The 13,300-nt window shown below is 70.2% G+C and carries 18 protein-coding genes; 9 read left to right on the top strand and 9 right to left on the bottom strand.

Annotated elements, in window-relative coordinates; translation table 11 throughout:
* The first annotated feature begins 4 nt into the window (after positions 1-4).
* The 7 genes from ABIC30_RS17095 to ABIC30_RS17065 all read left to right on the top strand — a co-directional run bounded on the left by ABIC30_RS17095 (position 5) and on the right by ABIC30_RS17065 (position 5,056).
* Entirely contained in the window at positions 5-649 is a 645-nt protein-coding gene (locus ABIC30_RS17095; protein ID WP_020093392.1) for a DsbA family protein, read from the top strand.
* Positions 650-838: 189 nt separating this feature from the next.
* On the top strand, positions 839-1,213 hold the full coding sequence (locus ABIC30_RS17090) for an AtpZ/AtpI family protein (RefSeq protein ID WP_056525259.1): 375 nt from the start codon (positions 839-841) through the stop codon (positions 1,211-1,213).
* Positions 1,214-1,287: 74 nt separating this feature from the next.
* Positions 1,288-2,043, top strand: a complete 756-nt coding sequence (locus ABIC30_RS17085; protein WP_020093394.1) for a F0F1 ATP synthase subunit A — start codon at positions 1,288-1,290, stop codon at positions 2,041-2,043.
* A 66-nt stretch (positions 2,044-2,109) separates the two neighbouring features.
* Positions 2,110-2,337: a F0F1 ATP synthase subunit C gene (locus ABIC30_RS17080; protein ID WP_007566773.1), complete on the top strand. Its 228-nt coding sequence runs from the start codon at positions 2,110-2,112 to the stop codon at positions 2,335-2,337.
* 144 nt (positions 2,338-2,481) lie between these two features.
* Positions 2,482-3,060 (top strand): F0F1 ATP synthase subunit B family protein, encoded by a 579-nt coding sequence (locus ABIC30_RS17075; protein ID WP_020093395.1) that lies wholly within the window; start codon positions 2,482-2,484, stop codon positions 3,058-3,060.
* Positions 3,061-3,075: 15 nt separating this feature from the next.
* On the top strand, positions 3,076-3,561 hold the full coding sequence (locus ABIC30_RS17070; RefSeq protein WP_170855147.1) for a F0F1 ATP synthase subunit B family protein: 486 nt from the start codon (positions 3,076-3,078) through the stop codon (positions 3,559-3,561).
* Between the two features lie 214 nt (positions 3,562-3,775).
* On the top strand, positions 3,776-5,056 hold the full coding sequence (locus ABIC30_RS17065; protein ID WP_091976979.1) for an NAD(P)/FAD-dependent oxidoreductase: 1,281 nt from the start codon (positions 3,776-3,778) through the stop codon (positions 5,054-5,056).
* 79 nt (positions 5,057-5,135) lie between these two features.
* Here ABIC30_RS17065 and ABIC30_RS17060 read toward each other — a convergent pair whose 3' ends face one another.
* Positions 5,136-6,005: a formate/nitrite transporter family protein gene (locus tag ABIC30_RS17060; protein ID WP_091679928.1), complete on the bottom strand. Its 870-nt coding sequence runs from the start codon at positions 6,003-6,005 to the stop codon at positions 5,136-5,138.
* 43 nt (positions 6,006-6,048) lie between these two features.
* Positions 6,049-6,789 carry a competence/damage-inducible protein A gene (locus tag ABIC30_RS17055; protein ID WP_020093399.1) on the bottom strand — a complete coding sequence of 247 codons (741 nt, stop codon included), beginning with the start codon at positions 6,787-6,789 and terminating at the stop codon, positions 6,049-6,051.
* Positions 6,790-6,866: 77 nt separating this feature from the next.
* Between ABIC30_RS17055 and sfsA the strand changes: the two genes are divergently transcribed.
* Positions 6,867-7,580, top strand: coding sequence for a DNA/RNA nuclease SfsA (sfsA, locus tag ABIC30_RS17050; RefSeq protein ID WP_091924979.1), 714 nt, complete (start codon positions 6,867-6,869; stop codon positions 7,578-7,580).
* Here sfsA and ABIC30_RS17045 read toward each other — a convergent pair.
* On the bottom strand, positions 7,567-8,409 hold the full coding sequence (locus tag ABIC30_RS17045) for an FkbM family methyltransferase (RefSeq protein ID WP_020093401.1): 843 nt from the start codon (positions 8,407-8,409) through the stop codon (positions 7,567-7,569). The two genes, sfsA and ABIC30_RS17045, sit on opposite strands and share 14 nt — an antisense overlap.
* 116 nt (positions 8,410-8,525) lie before the next feature.
* On the opposite strand from ABIC30_RS17045, the gene ABIC30_RS17040 reads away from it, so the two are divergent.
* Positions 8,526-9,290 carry an alpha/beta fold hydrolase gene (locus ABIC30_RS17040; RefSeq protein ID WP_091679936.1) on the top strand — a complete coding sequence of 255 codons (765 nt, stop codon included), beginning with the start codon at positions 8,526-8,528 and terminating at the stop codon, positions 9,288-9,290.
* Positions 9,291-9,294: 4 nt separating this feature from the next.
* Here the strand turns inward: ABIC30_RS17040 and ABIC30_RS17035 are convergent, their stop codons facing one another.
* The 6 genes from ABIC30_RS17035 to ABIC30_RS17010 all read right to left on the bottom strand — a co-directional run bounded on the left by ABIC30_RS17035 (position 9,295) and on the right by ABIC30_RS17010 (position 13,292).
* Positions 9,295-10,056, bottom strand: coding sequence for an ABC transporter permease (locus ABIC30_RS17035; protein ID WP_042673785.1), 762 nt, complete (start codon positions 10,054-10,056; stop codon positions 9,295-9,297).
* Positions 10,057-10,070: 14 nt separating this feature from the next.
* Entirely contained in the window at positions 10,071-11,006 is a 936-nt protein-coding gene (locus tag ABIC30_RS17030; protein ID WP_026604968.1) for an ABC transporter ATP-binding protein, read from the bottom strand.
* Positions 11,007-11,177: 171 nt separating this feature from the next.
* A complete protein-coding gene (locus ABIC30_RS17025) occupies positions 11,178-11,429 on the bottom strand; it encodes a hypothetical protein (RefSeq protein ID WP_020093405.1) in 252 nt (83 codons plus the stop codon).
* 273 nt (positions 11,430-11,702) lie between these two features.
* A complete protein-coding gene (locus tag ABIC30_RS17020; RefSeq protein ID WP_042673770.1) occupies positions 11,703-12,029 on the bottom strand; it encodes a hypothetical protein in 327 nt (108 codons plus the stop codon).
* A gap of 300 nt (positions 12,030-12,329) precedes the next feature.
* Entirely contained in the window at positions 12,330-12,713 is a 384-nt protein-coding gene (locus tag ABIC30_RS17015; protein ID WP_331326330.1) for a hypothetical protein, read from the bottom strand.
* Between the two features lie 195 nt (positions 12,714-12,908).
* Positions 12,909-13,292 carry an SUF system Fe-S cluster assembly protein gene (locus ABIC30_RS17010; RefSeq protein WP_020093409.1) on the bottom strand — a complete coding sequence of 128 codons (384 nt, stop codon included), beginning with the start codon at positions 13,290-13,292 and terminating at the stop codon, positions 12,909-12,911.
* Positions 13,293-13,300 lie beyond the last annotated feature (8 nt).

The following is a 13,300-nucleotide window of genomic DNA, read 5'->3' as shown; positions in this document are numbered from 1 at the left end:
CCCGATGACGACGCGACGCGACGCTCTCAAGTTCTCCGGCCTCGCCCTCGGCGCCGGCCTCGCCCTGCCGTATCTCGGGCGGCCCGCCCGGGCGCAGAATTCCGAGATGGCGGCCCTGCTGCAGCCGGGCCCCCTCGGCGACGTCTGGCTCGGCCCGGCGGACGCCAAGTGCACGATCATCGAGTACGCCTCGATGACCTGCTCGCACTGCGCGGCCTTCCACCGGACCACGTGGCCGACCCTGAAGGAGCGCTACATCGACACCGGCAAGGTGCGGTTCACGCTGCGCGAATTCCCCCTCGACCCGCTGGCCACCGCGGCCTTCATGCTGGCGCGCTGCCAGGGCGATGCCAAGTACTACCCGATCACCGACCTGCTGTTCGATCAGCAGGCGGCCTGGGCTTTCACGCCGAAGCCCGTGGACGCGCTGGAGCAGATGCTCCGGCAGGCGGGCTACAACAAGCAGACCTTCGAGGCCTGCCTGAAGGACCAGAAGATCTACAGCGCGGTCAACGCCGTGAAGCAGCGCGGCCTCGACGTCTTCAAGGTGGATTCGACCCCGACCTTCTTCATCAACGGCGAGCGCTACACCGGCGAGATGACCGTCGAGGGTATGGAGAAGGTGATCAAGCCGATCATCGGCGCCTGATCGACCCGCCGGGGCCTCGCGCGGCGCGGCTCCGGCGCATCGCACAAAGTTGGAATACCAAACTAAAATCAATTACTTACGGTGTATGGGGTTCGCCTTGACACTCAAGATAGGCGAAACTATGGTGCGCCCCGCTTGCTGGGGGTGTCCAGCCGGTTCCACAGCCTCCCGCCCGATGAGTTTTGAGCCGTGAACGGCGACGATCCGAGGGACGGGAGAGGGACCGAGCAGACGCCGACGGACAGCGAACTCTCCGCGAGGCTCAGACGTCTCGAGACGCAGATCGAACGGAAGCGGCCGCAGGCTGCTCCCGGTCATTCCACGCGCCCTCGGGACGGCGGGCCATCCTCGCTGGGCCAGGCCATGACGCTCTCCACGGAGTTCGTCGCGGGCGTGATCGCGGGGGGCATACTCGGCTGGATCGTCGATCATGTCTTCGGGACGAAGCCCTGGGGCCTGATCGTCCTCCTGATGCTGGGGTTCGTCGCGGGGGTCTACAACGTGATGCGGGCGTCGGGTTTCGCCGGCGCGCGTCCGGGACGGCGCGATCGGCAGGAGCCATAAGGCGCGCCGGTCAGTGGGGAATGTGGGGCGGCCGACACCCGTCGGCGCGCCGGACAAGAAGGGCGGAAGCGGGAATGGCGGTCACGATCGACCCGATCCATCAGTTCGAGCTGAAGCCGCTCGTGTCGCTGGGCCATATCGGCCACCAGCAGCTCGCGTTCACGCAGTCGGCCCTCTACATGTTCGCCGCCGTCGGCGTGATCGCGCTCATCACCATCGTGGCGACCGCGTCCCGCTCGGTCGTTCCGGGCCGCATGCAGTCGCTGGCCGAGATCTTCTACGAATTCATCGCCGACACCGTGCACCAGGCGACGGGCGACGGCGGCAAGCGGTTCATGCCGCTCGTGTTCTCGCTTTTCATGTTCGTGCTCGTCCTGAACCTGTTCGGGATGATCCCCTACGCCTTCGCGGTGACCAGCCACCTGATCATCACCTTCGGCCTCGCCGCGCTGGTGATCTCCACCGTGGTGATCTTCGGCGTGATGAAGCACGGCACCCACTTCTTCGGCCTGTTCGTGCCGTCGGGCGTGCCGAAGCCGCTCCTCGCGATCCTGGTGCCGATCGAGGTGATCTCGTTCATCTCGCGCCCGATCAGCCTGTCGGTCCGTCTGTTCGCCAACATGCTGGCCGGCCACATCGCGATGAAGATCTTCGCGTTCTTCGTGGTCCAGCTCCTTCTCGCGGGCGCCTGGAGCGTGCTATCGCCGCTCCCGCTGTTCCTGACGATCGCGCTGACCGCTCTCGAGTTCCTCGTTGCGGCGCTTCAGGCCTACGTCTTCGCGACGCTGACGGCGATCTACCTCAACGACGCCCTTCACCCCGGCCACTGATCGGCCGGCTCCACCCGCCGCAAACGTCACCGCACGTTTCGATCTGAAGAGACCTCAGGAGTTACCATGGATCCCGTCGCTGCGAAGTACATCGGCGCCGGCCTCGCCTGCCTCGGCATGGCGGGTGCGGGCATCGGCCTCGGCAACCTGTTCGGTCAGTTCCTCGCCGGCGCCCTTCGCAACCCGTCCGCGGCCGACGGCCAGCGCGCCACCCTGCTCCTGGGCTTCGCCCTCACCGAGGCGCTCGGCATCTTCTCGCTGCTGATCGCGCTGCTGCTGCTCTTCGCCGTCTGATCGGCGCCGGAGGCCGCGGTCCCCGCGGTCTCCTCCCGGGCCCCGGCCCGATGAACGGGTGGACGCTCCCGCGACGGGGCGTCCGCCTTCGTCCGTCACCGCGCCGGCGGTGGCCTCAGCGAACGGTGTCAGTGTAGCGGTCTCATGGCGCAGCCCAATCCCCTCACCACGCCGCCCCCGGGCGCCGACACGCAGGTCGTGCCGGGCCATGTCGAGCATACGGAAGCGCATTCCGGCGCCTTCCCGCCCTTCGAGACCTCGGGCTTCCTGGCGCAGCTGATCTGGCTCGCCCTGGCCTTCGGCCTCCTCTACTACCTGATGGACAAGATCGCGCTGCCGCGGATCCAGTCGATCCTGCACGCCCGCGCCGAGCGCCTGCGTGCCGACCTGGACCAGGCGCAGGCGATGAAGGCCGAGGCGGATGCCGCCGGCGTGGCCTTCGAGACCGCCCTCCGGGACGCCCAGGGCAAGGCGCGCGACATCGCGCAGACCACCCGGAACGAACTGGCCGCGGAGGCCGAGACCAAGCGCAAGGCGCTGGAAGACGAGCTGAACGCCAAGCTCTCCGCTTCCGAGGCGACGATCCGCACGCGGACCGAGGCCGCCATGGGCAACGTCCGCTCGATCGCGGGTGAGGCCGCGTCGGCCATCGTCGAGCGTCTGACCGGGCAGGCCCCGGACCGGACGAGCCTCGACCGCGCCCTCGACGCCACCGCACACTGACGGGATCCCACGATGCTGCTCGAAGCCGAATTCTGGGTCGCCGTCGCGTTCGTCATCTTCATGGGCATCGCCTGGAAGGCCGGCGCCTTCTCGACGATGCTCAAGGGCCTGGACGGGCGCGCCAACCGCGTCCGCCACGAGCTCGACGAGGCCAAGCGCCTGCGCGAGGAGGCCGCCGCCGTGCTGGCCGACTACAAGCGCCGCCGCGCCGAGGCCGAGAAGGAGGCCGAGTCGATCGTCGCCGGTGCCCGCGAGGAGGCCCAGCGCGCCGCCGAGGAAGGCCACCGCAAGCTGGACGATTTCCTGGCCCGCCGCACCAAGGCCGCCGAGACGAAGATCGCCCAGGCGGAAGCCCAGGCCGAGGCTCAGGTCCGCGCCGCCGCCGCGGAGGCCGCCGTGAAGGTCTCGGAGACGATCCTGCGCGAGCGGATGCAGGGTGACGCCGCCCAGAACCTGATCCGCGCGAGCCTCGGCGAGGTGCGGACCCGCATGCGCTCCTGATCCGGACGCAGCAGCGCGACGTTCACGAAAGCCGCCTCCGGGCGGCTTTTTTCATGGTCGACGGCCCCTGTCGGCCGACGCGATCCCGCCCGGCGCGGGATCGGGGGACGGGCCGCGCAGGACGCGCTTCCGACGCCGGGCGGAATCGGCGCGCGCCGCGGCGAACATCGAGGCCGTGACCGGCGTTCCCGACCCGTGAGGATGCGGAGACGTCATGGCGGAGAGACCACGGATCGTGATCGTCGGCGGCGGCGTCGCCGGGATCGAAGTGGCGACCAGCCTCGGACGCGGCGGCCGGGCCGACGTCACCCTCGCCGATCGCAGCCTCTCGCACGTCTGGAAGCCGATGCTGCACACCTTCGCGGCGGGTACGGCCCGGGCCGACCGGCAGAAGGTGGATCTCTTCGCCCAGGCGCGCCGCAACGGCTTCCGCTTCCAGCCCGGCGCCCTCGTGGGTATCGACCGGGCGGCCAGGCGCGTCCGGCTCGCGGTCGAGGCCGCGGAGGGGGTTCCGGAAGTGGAGCGCGCCTACGACCTGCTGGTGCTCGCCATCGGCAGCCGCGCCAACGATTTCGGCACGCCGGGCGTGGCCGAGCATTGCCTGACCATCGACGACCTGACCGAGGCCGAGCACTTCCACGAACAGCTGCGGTGCCATCTCCTGGCCCGGCTCGACGGCGGCGGCCTGCTGGAGATCGCCATCGTGGGCGGCGGTGCGACCGGCGTCGAGCTGGCCGCCGAGCTCAAGCACGCCATCAACCTCTTCGCGGCCTACGGCTCGCCCGACCTGCCGGGGCGCCTGCGCCTGACGCTGATCGAGAGCGGGCCGCGCCTGTTGCCGGCCTTCCCCGAGAAGGTGTCGCGCGCCGCCGCCCGCACCCTGTCGGATCTCGACGTGGAGGTCCGGACCGGCGCGACGGTGACGGCCGCGGACGCGGACGGGTTCATCCTGAAGGACGGCCGCCGCATCCCGGCCGGGCTGAAGGTCTGGGCCGCCGGCGTCAAGGCGCCGGACGTGCTCGCCGGCCTCGACGGCCTGGAGCGCTCGCGGGCCGGGCAACTCGTCGTCCGCCCGGACCTGCGCACGACCCGGGATCCGGCCATCATCGCCCTCGGCGACTGCGCCAGCCTCACCGACTCCCGGACCGGCCACCCCGTTCCGGCAACCGCGCAGGCCGCACGCCAGCAGGCGCAGCATCTCGCGCGCCATCTCGGCCGCGCGCTGGCCCGCGGGGATGCGCCCGACGCGGACCTGCCTCCGTTCCACTATGCCGAGAAGGGCGCGATCGTCTCGCTCGCGGATTTCAACGGCTGGGGCACGCTCGGCCGCTACACGTTCGGCGGCGGGCGCCTGAACGGGCTCTCGGCGCGGCTGACGCACGACCTCCTCTACCGGCAGCACCAGATCGGGCTCTACGGGCCGCTGCGCGGGACGATGACGTGGGTCCTCGACGATCTCGACCACCTGATCAGCCCGCCGGTGCGGCTCGACTGAGGCGGCCGGCGCGGATCCGGCGTCGCGGGCGGCGCGCGGTGCCGTCGGCGGCCCGAGTCCTCGGTCTAAGTCCTCGGTCTCAGTCCGGACGCTCGCCCTCGACCGCCTTGGTCTCCTCGACCTCGGGGGCGACCTGCCCGTAGTTCAGCACCGCCACCAGCGCCACGCCGCCGAACGTGTTGCCGAGCAGCGTCGGCAGGAAGAACTTCACCGCGTAATCGTGCAGCGACGCGGCGCCCGTGACCACGAGGTAGAAAGCCTCGACGGAGCCGGCCACGATGTGGGCGAGGCTGCAGAGCGCGACCAGCCACGTCATCAGGAGGATCACGAACGGCGCCGCGCTGGCGGTGGCCGGCAGGAACCAGACCATCAGGGCGATCATCCATCCGGCGAAGACGGCCTTGACGAAGGTCGCCCAGAACCCGTGCGCGATGGCGTCGTGGCTGATCTCCGCGAAGGCCCTGAGGACCGGCGGCTCGAAGGCGCCTGAATAGGCCAGCACCGTCGCGATCGCGAGCGTGCCCAGGATGTTGCCCGACAGCACGATCATCCAGAGCCTGACGACGCGGAGCGCCGTCTTCACGGAGCGGTCGTGCAGGAGCGGCAGGATCGGCGTGATGGTGTTCTCAGTGAAGAGCTGCTGGCGCCCGAGGACGACGACCAGGAACCCGACCGCGTAGCCCATCGAGCCGACGATCTTGGCCCAGTCCGTCTCCGGGAGATGGCTTCGCAGGACGCCCGGCACGATCAGCGACAGGGCGATGCTGAGCCCGGCCGCGAAGGCCGAGAGGAACAGCGCGAGGCCGTGGCGGCGCAGTTCCTCGTCGCCCTCGAGCCGGATGACCTCGTGCAGGACGTAGGCGTCGGGCCGGCCGATCTCGGAGACTTCCTTCAGCAGCTCGTCCCGGCGCGTCTCGGGGTCGGCCCGCTTGTCCCTATCCCGCACCATCCGAAAGCTCCGCTACGCAACACGATCGATCGGACGGGACGAGTCAGGCCGAGAGCCGCGCCAGCAGGGCCTCGACGGCGCCGCGCGCCTCGGCGAGGGCCTCCGGGTCCCGGCTGCGCACGACGATCCGGTTGCGGAAGCCCTCCGGCGTGATCGCCGGGTACGAGCCGATGGAGACGGCTTGCCGCGCCCTCGCGATCTCGCCGAGGCCGCCCGCGTAGCTGCCCTCCGGGAGGCCGGCCGCCTCGATCGTCTCGGACAGCATCGCGGCGCCGCCCGTCAGCGTCGGGGCGATCGAGTCCAGCATGGCCTGCATGATGCTGGGCACGCCGGCCATCACGTGGACGTTGCCGATGCGGAAGCCCGGCGCCTTCGAGACGGGATTGGCGATCAGGTCGGCCCCGAACGGGATCCGCGCCATGCGCAGGCGGGCCTCGTTGAGATCCTCGGGTTTGTGCCGCTCCAGCAGCATCGCCCGGGCGCGCTCGTCGACGTCGATGCCGACCCCGAAGGCCTCGGCCACGCAGTCGGCGGTGATGTCGTCGTGGGTCGGGCCGATCCCGCCGGTGGTGAACAGGTAGGTGTAGCGGGCGCGCAGGGCGTTGACCGCCTCGACGATCATGGCCGCCTCGTCGGGCACGATCCGCACCTCGCGCAGGTCGATCCCGGCGGCGGTGAGGAAGTCGGCGATGGTGCCGATGTTCTTGTCCTTGGTGCGACCCGAGAGGATCTCGTCGCCGATGACGAGGATCGCGGCGGTGACGGATTCGGAAGGCTGGCTCATGGAACTCTGGCGTCGGGCGGGTCCTGCAGGCAGATAGCGCGACCGCGGCCCGCGACTACGTGAACCCCGAGGATCCCATGCAGTTCGCCGCGTCGCTGGTGCCGGGACGGCTCGTGCAGCGCTACAAGCGCTTCCTCGCCGATATCGACACCGATGACGGCCGCGTCACCGTTCACTGCCCCAATCCCGGAGCCATGCTCGGGCTCAACACGCCGGGTGCGCGCGTGCTGCTGTCGCGCTCGAGCAACCCCGCGCGCAAGCTGCCGCTCACCTGGGAGCTGGTGGAGGCCGACCTCCCCGGCGGGGCGCAGTGGGTCGGCATCAACACGATGCGGCCGAACGCGCTCGTGGCCGAGGCCTTCCGGGCCGGCGCGATCGCGGCGCTCGATGGCCACGACGCGCTGAGGCCCGAGGTGCGCTACGCCGCGGCCAGCCGGGTCGACTTCCTCGCGAGCGGCGCGGCTACAGGGCCATGCCACGTCGAGGTCAAGAACTGCCACCTGATGCGGCGGGCGGGCCTTGCCGAGTTCCCGGACTGCAAGGCGGCCCGCAGCGCCCGGCACATGCGCGACCTGGCCCAGGTCGTGGCCGAGGGCGGTCGCGCGCTGGTGGTGATCGTCGTGCAGATGCGGGCCGAGGCCTTCGACGTCGCCCGGGACATCGATCCCGCCTTCGACCGGGCGTTCCGCGAGGCGCGCGCGGCGGGCGTGGCGGTCCGCGCCTATCGCTGCGCCGTCGCGCCGGAGGGCGTCGCCATCGCCGAGGAGATCCCGGTCATCACGCCGGCCTGACGGCGCCGCGCTCGAACATCAGGTTGAGACGTGAGCGCGCGATCTCGCGGTAGCCGTAGCGCCCCAGATGCCGCAGCAGGTCGAGCTGCCACTGGCCGGTGCCGTTCTCGACCAGCAGGATCCGCGGCAGGAGCGCGTCCGGCGCCTCGCGGAGGAACGGCTCGAGGATCAGGTCCTCGGCGCCCTCGACGTCGAGCTTGATGGCGTCGACGCGGTCGAGGCCCTCGCTGCGCAGCAGGTCGAGGAGCGTCACCGCCGGCACGGTGATCCGCGCGCCCTCGTTGGTGCCGACGATGCGCAGGCTCGACTCGCCGCGGTTGCGCGGATCGATGAACAGGGTCAGCTCACCGGCCTTGTCGGCCACCGCGCAGGCGACCGCCTTGACGGTGTGGAACGGGTTCTGGGCGATGTTGTAGGTCAGGCGGTCGAACACGTCCGGCTGCGGCTCGACGGCGACGATCCGCGCCCCCGGCCCCGAGAAGGCGGCCACGCACAGCGCGTAGGCGCCGACATTGGCGCCGATGTCGAGGAACACGCAGTCCCGCGGCAGCCGCTCCTGGAGTAGCGCCCGCTCCTCCGGGTCGAAGAACTGCGGGGTGAAGAGCACCTTCTTCTCGCAGTTGTTGTTGTACGGGTGCAGCCGCATCCGCGCGCCGTAGCGGGTCACGTCGAGGGGCTTGCCCCCGAGGCGCGCGATCGCGATCCGGCGCAGGAACAGCGCGAGGCGCCGCCCGTACCAGGACTCGGCCGGGATCCGGTTCGTGCGGCGGGTGATCGCCGCCACGAGGCCGGACGGTTCGTAGGTGCCGTAGGGCTGCGTGTCCGTCATGACCGGGGCGGTTTGCCAGCCGGCGCTCCGACCCGCAAGCGGATCGATCCGCGTTGCTCCCGCGCGCCCGGGTGGTCTAAGCCGTGGCCGAGCTTGATGAACACAGGTTGCGTGGCATGGAGACCTTCAATTCCGACGGCGTGCGGATCGCCTATATCGACGTCCCGCCGGCGGACGGTCCGGGCAAGCCGATCCTGCTGATCCACGGATTCGCGTCGAACCACGCGGTCAACTGGGTCAACACCCAGTGGGTGAAGGCCCTGACCCAGGCCGGCTACCGCGCGATCGCGCTGGACAACCGCGGCCACGGCGAGAGCGAGAAGCTCTACGATCCGGCCGCCTACAGCTCCGAGGCCATGGCCGGCGACGCGGTCCGGCTCCTCGACCATCTCGGGATCGGGCGCGCCCACGTCATGGGGTACTCGATGGGCGGGCGGATCACCGCGCATCTCGCGCTCGACCACGCGGACCGGGTGCGCTCGGCCCTGATCGGCGGCCTCGGGATGCACCTGATCGAGGGCAAGGGCCTGCCCTCCGGCATCGCCGAGGCCCTGGAGGCGCCCGCCGGGACGCCCGCGCCCAACCCCACGGCGGCGGCCTTCCGGATGTTCGCCGAGCAGACCCGGAGCGACCTGCGGGCGCTCGCCGCCTGCATGCGCGGCTCGCGCCAGACGCTCAGCCGGGGCGAGCTCGCGCAGATCGAGGTGCCGGTCCTGGTCTCGGTCGGGACCCTCGACACGGTCGCGGGCTCGGGGCCGGCCCTCGCCGCCCTGATCCCGGATGCCCGGGCCCTCGAGATCGAGGGCAAGGACCACTCCACGGCGGTCGGTGCCAAGCCGCACCGGGACGGGGTGCTGGCCTTCCTGGCCGCGCAGCCCTGAGGCCTCAGCTCTTCAGACGGTAGCCCGTGCGGAAGATGTAGGTCACGAGGCCGAGGCAGATCACCAGGAACAGCGCGGTCATGCCGAGGCTGACCGCGATGTTCACGTCCGCCTTGCCGAAGAACGCCCAGCGGAACCCGCTGATCAGGTACACCACCGGGTTCAGCAGGCTCACCGCGTGCCAGAACGGCGGCAGCATGCTGATCGCGTAGAAGCTGCCGCCCAGGAAGGTGAGCGGGGTCACGACGAGGAGCGGCACCAGCTGCAGCTTCTCGAACCCGTCCGCCCACAGGCCGATGACGAAGCCGAACAGGCTGAACGTCACCGCGGTGAGCAGCAGGAACCCGATCATCCAGAGCGGGTGGTCGATCCGCAGCGGCACGAACAGCGCCGAGGTCGCCAGGATGATCAGCCCGATCAGGATCGACTTCGAGGCCGCGGCGCCGACGAAGCCCAGCACCACCTCCAGCGGCGAGATCGGTGCCGACAGGATCTCGTAGATCGTGCCGGCGAAGCGCGGGAAGTAGATGCCGAACGAGGCGTTGGAGATGCTCTGCGTCAGCAGCGAGAGCATGATCAGGCCGGGCACGATGAACAGCCCGTAGGGCACATCGTCGACCGCCGAGACCCGGGAGCCGATCGCCGCGCCGAAGACCACGAAGTACAGGGTCGTCGAGATGACGGGGGCCAGGATGCTCTGCCCGGCGGTGCGCCAGAAGCGGCCCATCTCGAACAGGTAGATGGCCCGGATCGCCGGCCAGTTCATGCTGAACGCCGCGCTCATGCCTGTGCCCTCTCCTCGCGCACGAGGCCGACGAAGATGTCCTCCAGCGAGCTCTGCTCGGTGTGGAGGTCGTTGAAGCGGATGCCCGCCGCCGCGAGGCCGGTCAGGAGCCCGGTGATGCCGGTGCGCTCGGCGCGGGTGTCGTAGGTGTAGACCAGCTCGGTCCCCTCCCCGCCGAGCGCCAGGCCGTAATCGGCGAGTTCCGGCGGTACGGCGGCGATCGGCTGCTGGAGGTGGAGCGTCAGCTGCTTGCGCCCGAGCTTGCGCATCAGCGCGGCCTTCTCCTCCACGAGGATGATCTCGCCCCGGCGGATCACGCCGATGCGGTCGGCCATCTCCTCGGCCTCCTCGATATAGTGGGTGGTGAGGATGACGGTGACACCCTGCTGGCGCAGGTCGCGCACGAGGCGCCACATGTCCTGGCGCAGCTCCACGTCGACGCCCGCCGTGGGCTCGTCGAGGAACAGCACCCGGGGCTCGTGCGACAGCGCCTTGGCGATGAGCACCCGCCGCTTCATGCCGCCCGACAGGGTCATCAGCCGGCTGTCGCGCTTGTCCCAGAGGGACAGCGCCCGGAGGATCCGCTCGATATGCCCGGGATCCGGCCGCAGCCCGAACAGGCCGCGGGAGAAGCTCACGGTGTTCAGCACCGTCTCGAAGGCGTCGGTGGTGAGTTCCTGCGGGACGAGCCCGATGGCCCGGCGCGCGGCGCGGTAATCCGCCGCGATATCGTGGCCGTCGACCAGGACGGTCCCCGCACTCGCGGTGACGATCCCGCAGACGATGTTGATGAGCGTGGATTTGCCCGCTCCGTTCGGACCGAGCAGCGCGAAGATCTCGCCGCGCTCGATGGCGAGGTCGATGTCGCGCAGGGCTGTGAAGCCGGACGTGTAGGTCTTCGACAGCTTCGAGATGGAGATGATCGGCATCAGAGCCTGGTGCGAGCGGGAGCGTGCACGGGTCCGGCAACCATGCTCAGGCGCCGGACACGCGAGGGGCCGGCCGAGCGGGACGCCTCCGGCGGCGGGCGCCCCTATAGCATGGTGAATGACCGGCGCTGACCGAGCCCGTGTGCGCCACCGCACCGCGAGGGCGCCCGCGGCTCACCGGCGGCCGAGGCGCTCCGCCAGCGCGAGGCACTCCTTGCGGAGATCCGGATCCTCGATGCGCGAGAACGCGGTCAGCAGGGCGGCGCATTCCGCGGCGCTCGGGCCGCCGGCTGCCGGGGACCCCGGCGGCCCGCGGAAGATCGAGACCGGGACGTTCAGCGCGTGGGCGATCTGGCGAAGCAGCACTTCCCGCTCGTGAGCGGAGTTCGCCGTGCCGTCGAGATCGAATCCGCCCGCGTCCGTCATGATCTCTTCGAAACCAGTCCTTCGGCCGAGCTCGGATGCACGGGATGCCCACAGACGCTGCTCACGCGGCGCGCGGCACGACCATCCACACTTTCTCGGCGGGTGCAACCTACCGTTATGGTATCAGCTTGGCAGGGCCGCATTGTCCAGAACGCGCGGACAGCCACCCCGGACCGAGATCTTGTGCCGCTCATCTGTAATCGGCGAAGTCGGTTCAGCCTCCGTTCCGAATCAACATCCAGAAATACAATTGCCGGTAGCATGGTTCCGGCGCTAGGCCGCTCGCCGAAGCGTGATCAGCGCGGCCAGGCCGATCAGGGTCGCTGCACCGAGGATCCGGCGCCAGGGATTCACGCCGCGCAGGAGCTCGTCGATCGCCCACCATGTCAGCGCGATATCGGCCCCGAAGGACAGAGAGGAGGCCGGCAGCCAGGGGGCCAGCTCTCCCCTGTCCCGGGCCAGCCAGGCCGCGAGGCTCAGGCCCGCGAAGAGCCAGAGCGGCAGGTTCGGCCACTGCGCCACGGTGATCGCGCCGGTGGTCCTGTCGCGAAACATCCAGTCGACGGCCCGCCCGAAGGTCGTGCGCGGACGTGGAGACATGGCTCGAACCTTCGTGCGTTCCGGCCGGCGCAGATCGTGCCGCCCCGCCGGACCAGAATGAGCCGACGGCTCCGGAAGAGGCCTTAACACATCGGTAACGTTAGCGAACGGAAACCGTCGGTAAATCCCTAACGGATCCTGAAAGGACTCGCGAAAAATTCGTTAATCTGGTGATCATCGGTCATCGGAACGGCGGCCAACCAGCCGAACATCGAGGATCGATCATGAGCGCCCGTCTCGAAGACCTGAAGTTCATGCTGACGCTCAGCGCCGTGGTCCTGCTCGGCAGCGGCCTCGACGTCATCCTGCGCTGATCGCGCCAATCAACCCGGCCCGCGGCGCCGCGCCGCCGGACGTGAAGGCGCGTCCGAGCGCCGCGCGGGCGGCCGACGGACGAGCCTCCGGAGCACCGCCCCGGCCGGTCGTGTACGGGACGGCGATCAGCCGCGCGGCAGCGTCCGCGGGACGGCGCATCCCCCCGATCTCGACAATCGGGATCTGTCCGGAGCGAAGGAAGCTCCGCAAGTCCGCGGCCCGCGCCCGCCGCTCCGTCCGCATCTTGAGCACGGCGATCACGAGGCCGGCCAGCCCGGCCGCCTCCAAGAACGCCGCGACCACGTAGCCCGCAGCCATCCGCTTCCACCAACTGTATCGAGGAGAGGCCGCCCTCGCGGCGGCCGCCACCGATCTGCGGGGTCATGGTTAGCGGGGCCTTAACGGCTGCGTAGAAGTCCGCAGATCGCGCCGGCGTCGACACTCGCCGCCCGCGACCGGGGCGCGGTGCGAGCCTTTCCCGTGCAACGACAATCGGGCGCCGCGCAGGGTCCGCGCGTCGCGCCCGGGAGTCCCTTCGGGAAGCCCTGACGCTCCGCGGGGGCGCTACCACATGTCGAGGGCGACGCGGGCCTCGTCCGACATGCGGCTCTGATCCCACGGCGGGTCGAAGACCATGGTCACCGCGCAGGACTGGACCCCGGGCACGGCGGACACCGCGTTCTCGACCCAGCCGGGCATCTCGCCCGCGACCGGGCAGCCGGGCGCCGTGAGGGTCATGTCGATCGCGACGACGCGATCGTCGCCGATATCGACCTTGTAGATCAGGCCGAGCTCGTAGATGTCGGCCGGAATCTCGGGATCGTAGACCGTCTTCAGCGCCGCGACGATGTCGTCGGTCAGGCGGTCCAGTTCCGCCTGCGGGATCGTCGAGTCGCCGGCGACGTCGGGGGCGTTCTTGCCGCCCGTGATGGTGGCGTCGGTGCTCATCGCTTCAC

The organism is Methylobacterium sp. 1030, from assembly GCF_040544715.1.
Classification (GTDB): Bacteria; Pseudomonadota; Alphaproteobacteria; order Rhizobiales; family Beijerinckiaceae; genus Methylobacterium.
The sequence above is the reverse complement of the archived record's forward strand: the minus strand, read 5'-3'. Positions and strand labels throughout refer to the sequence as shown.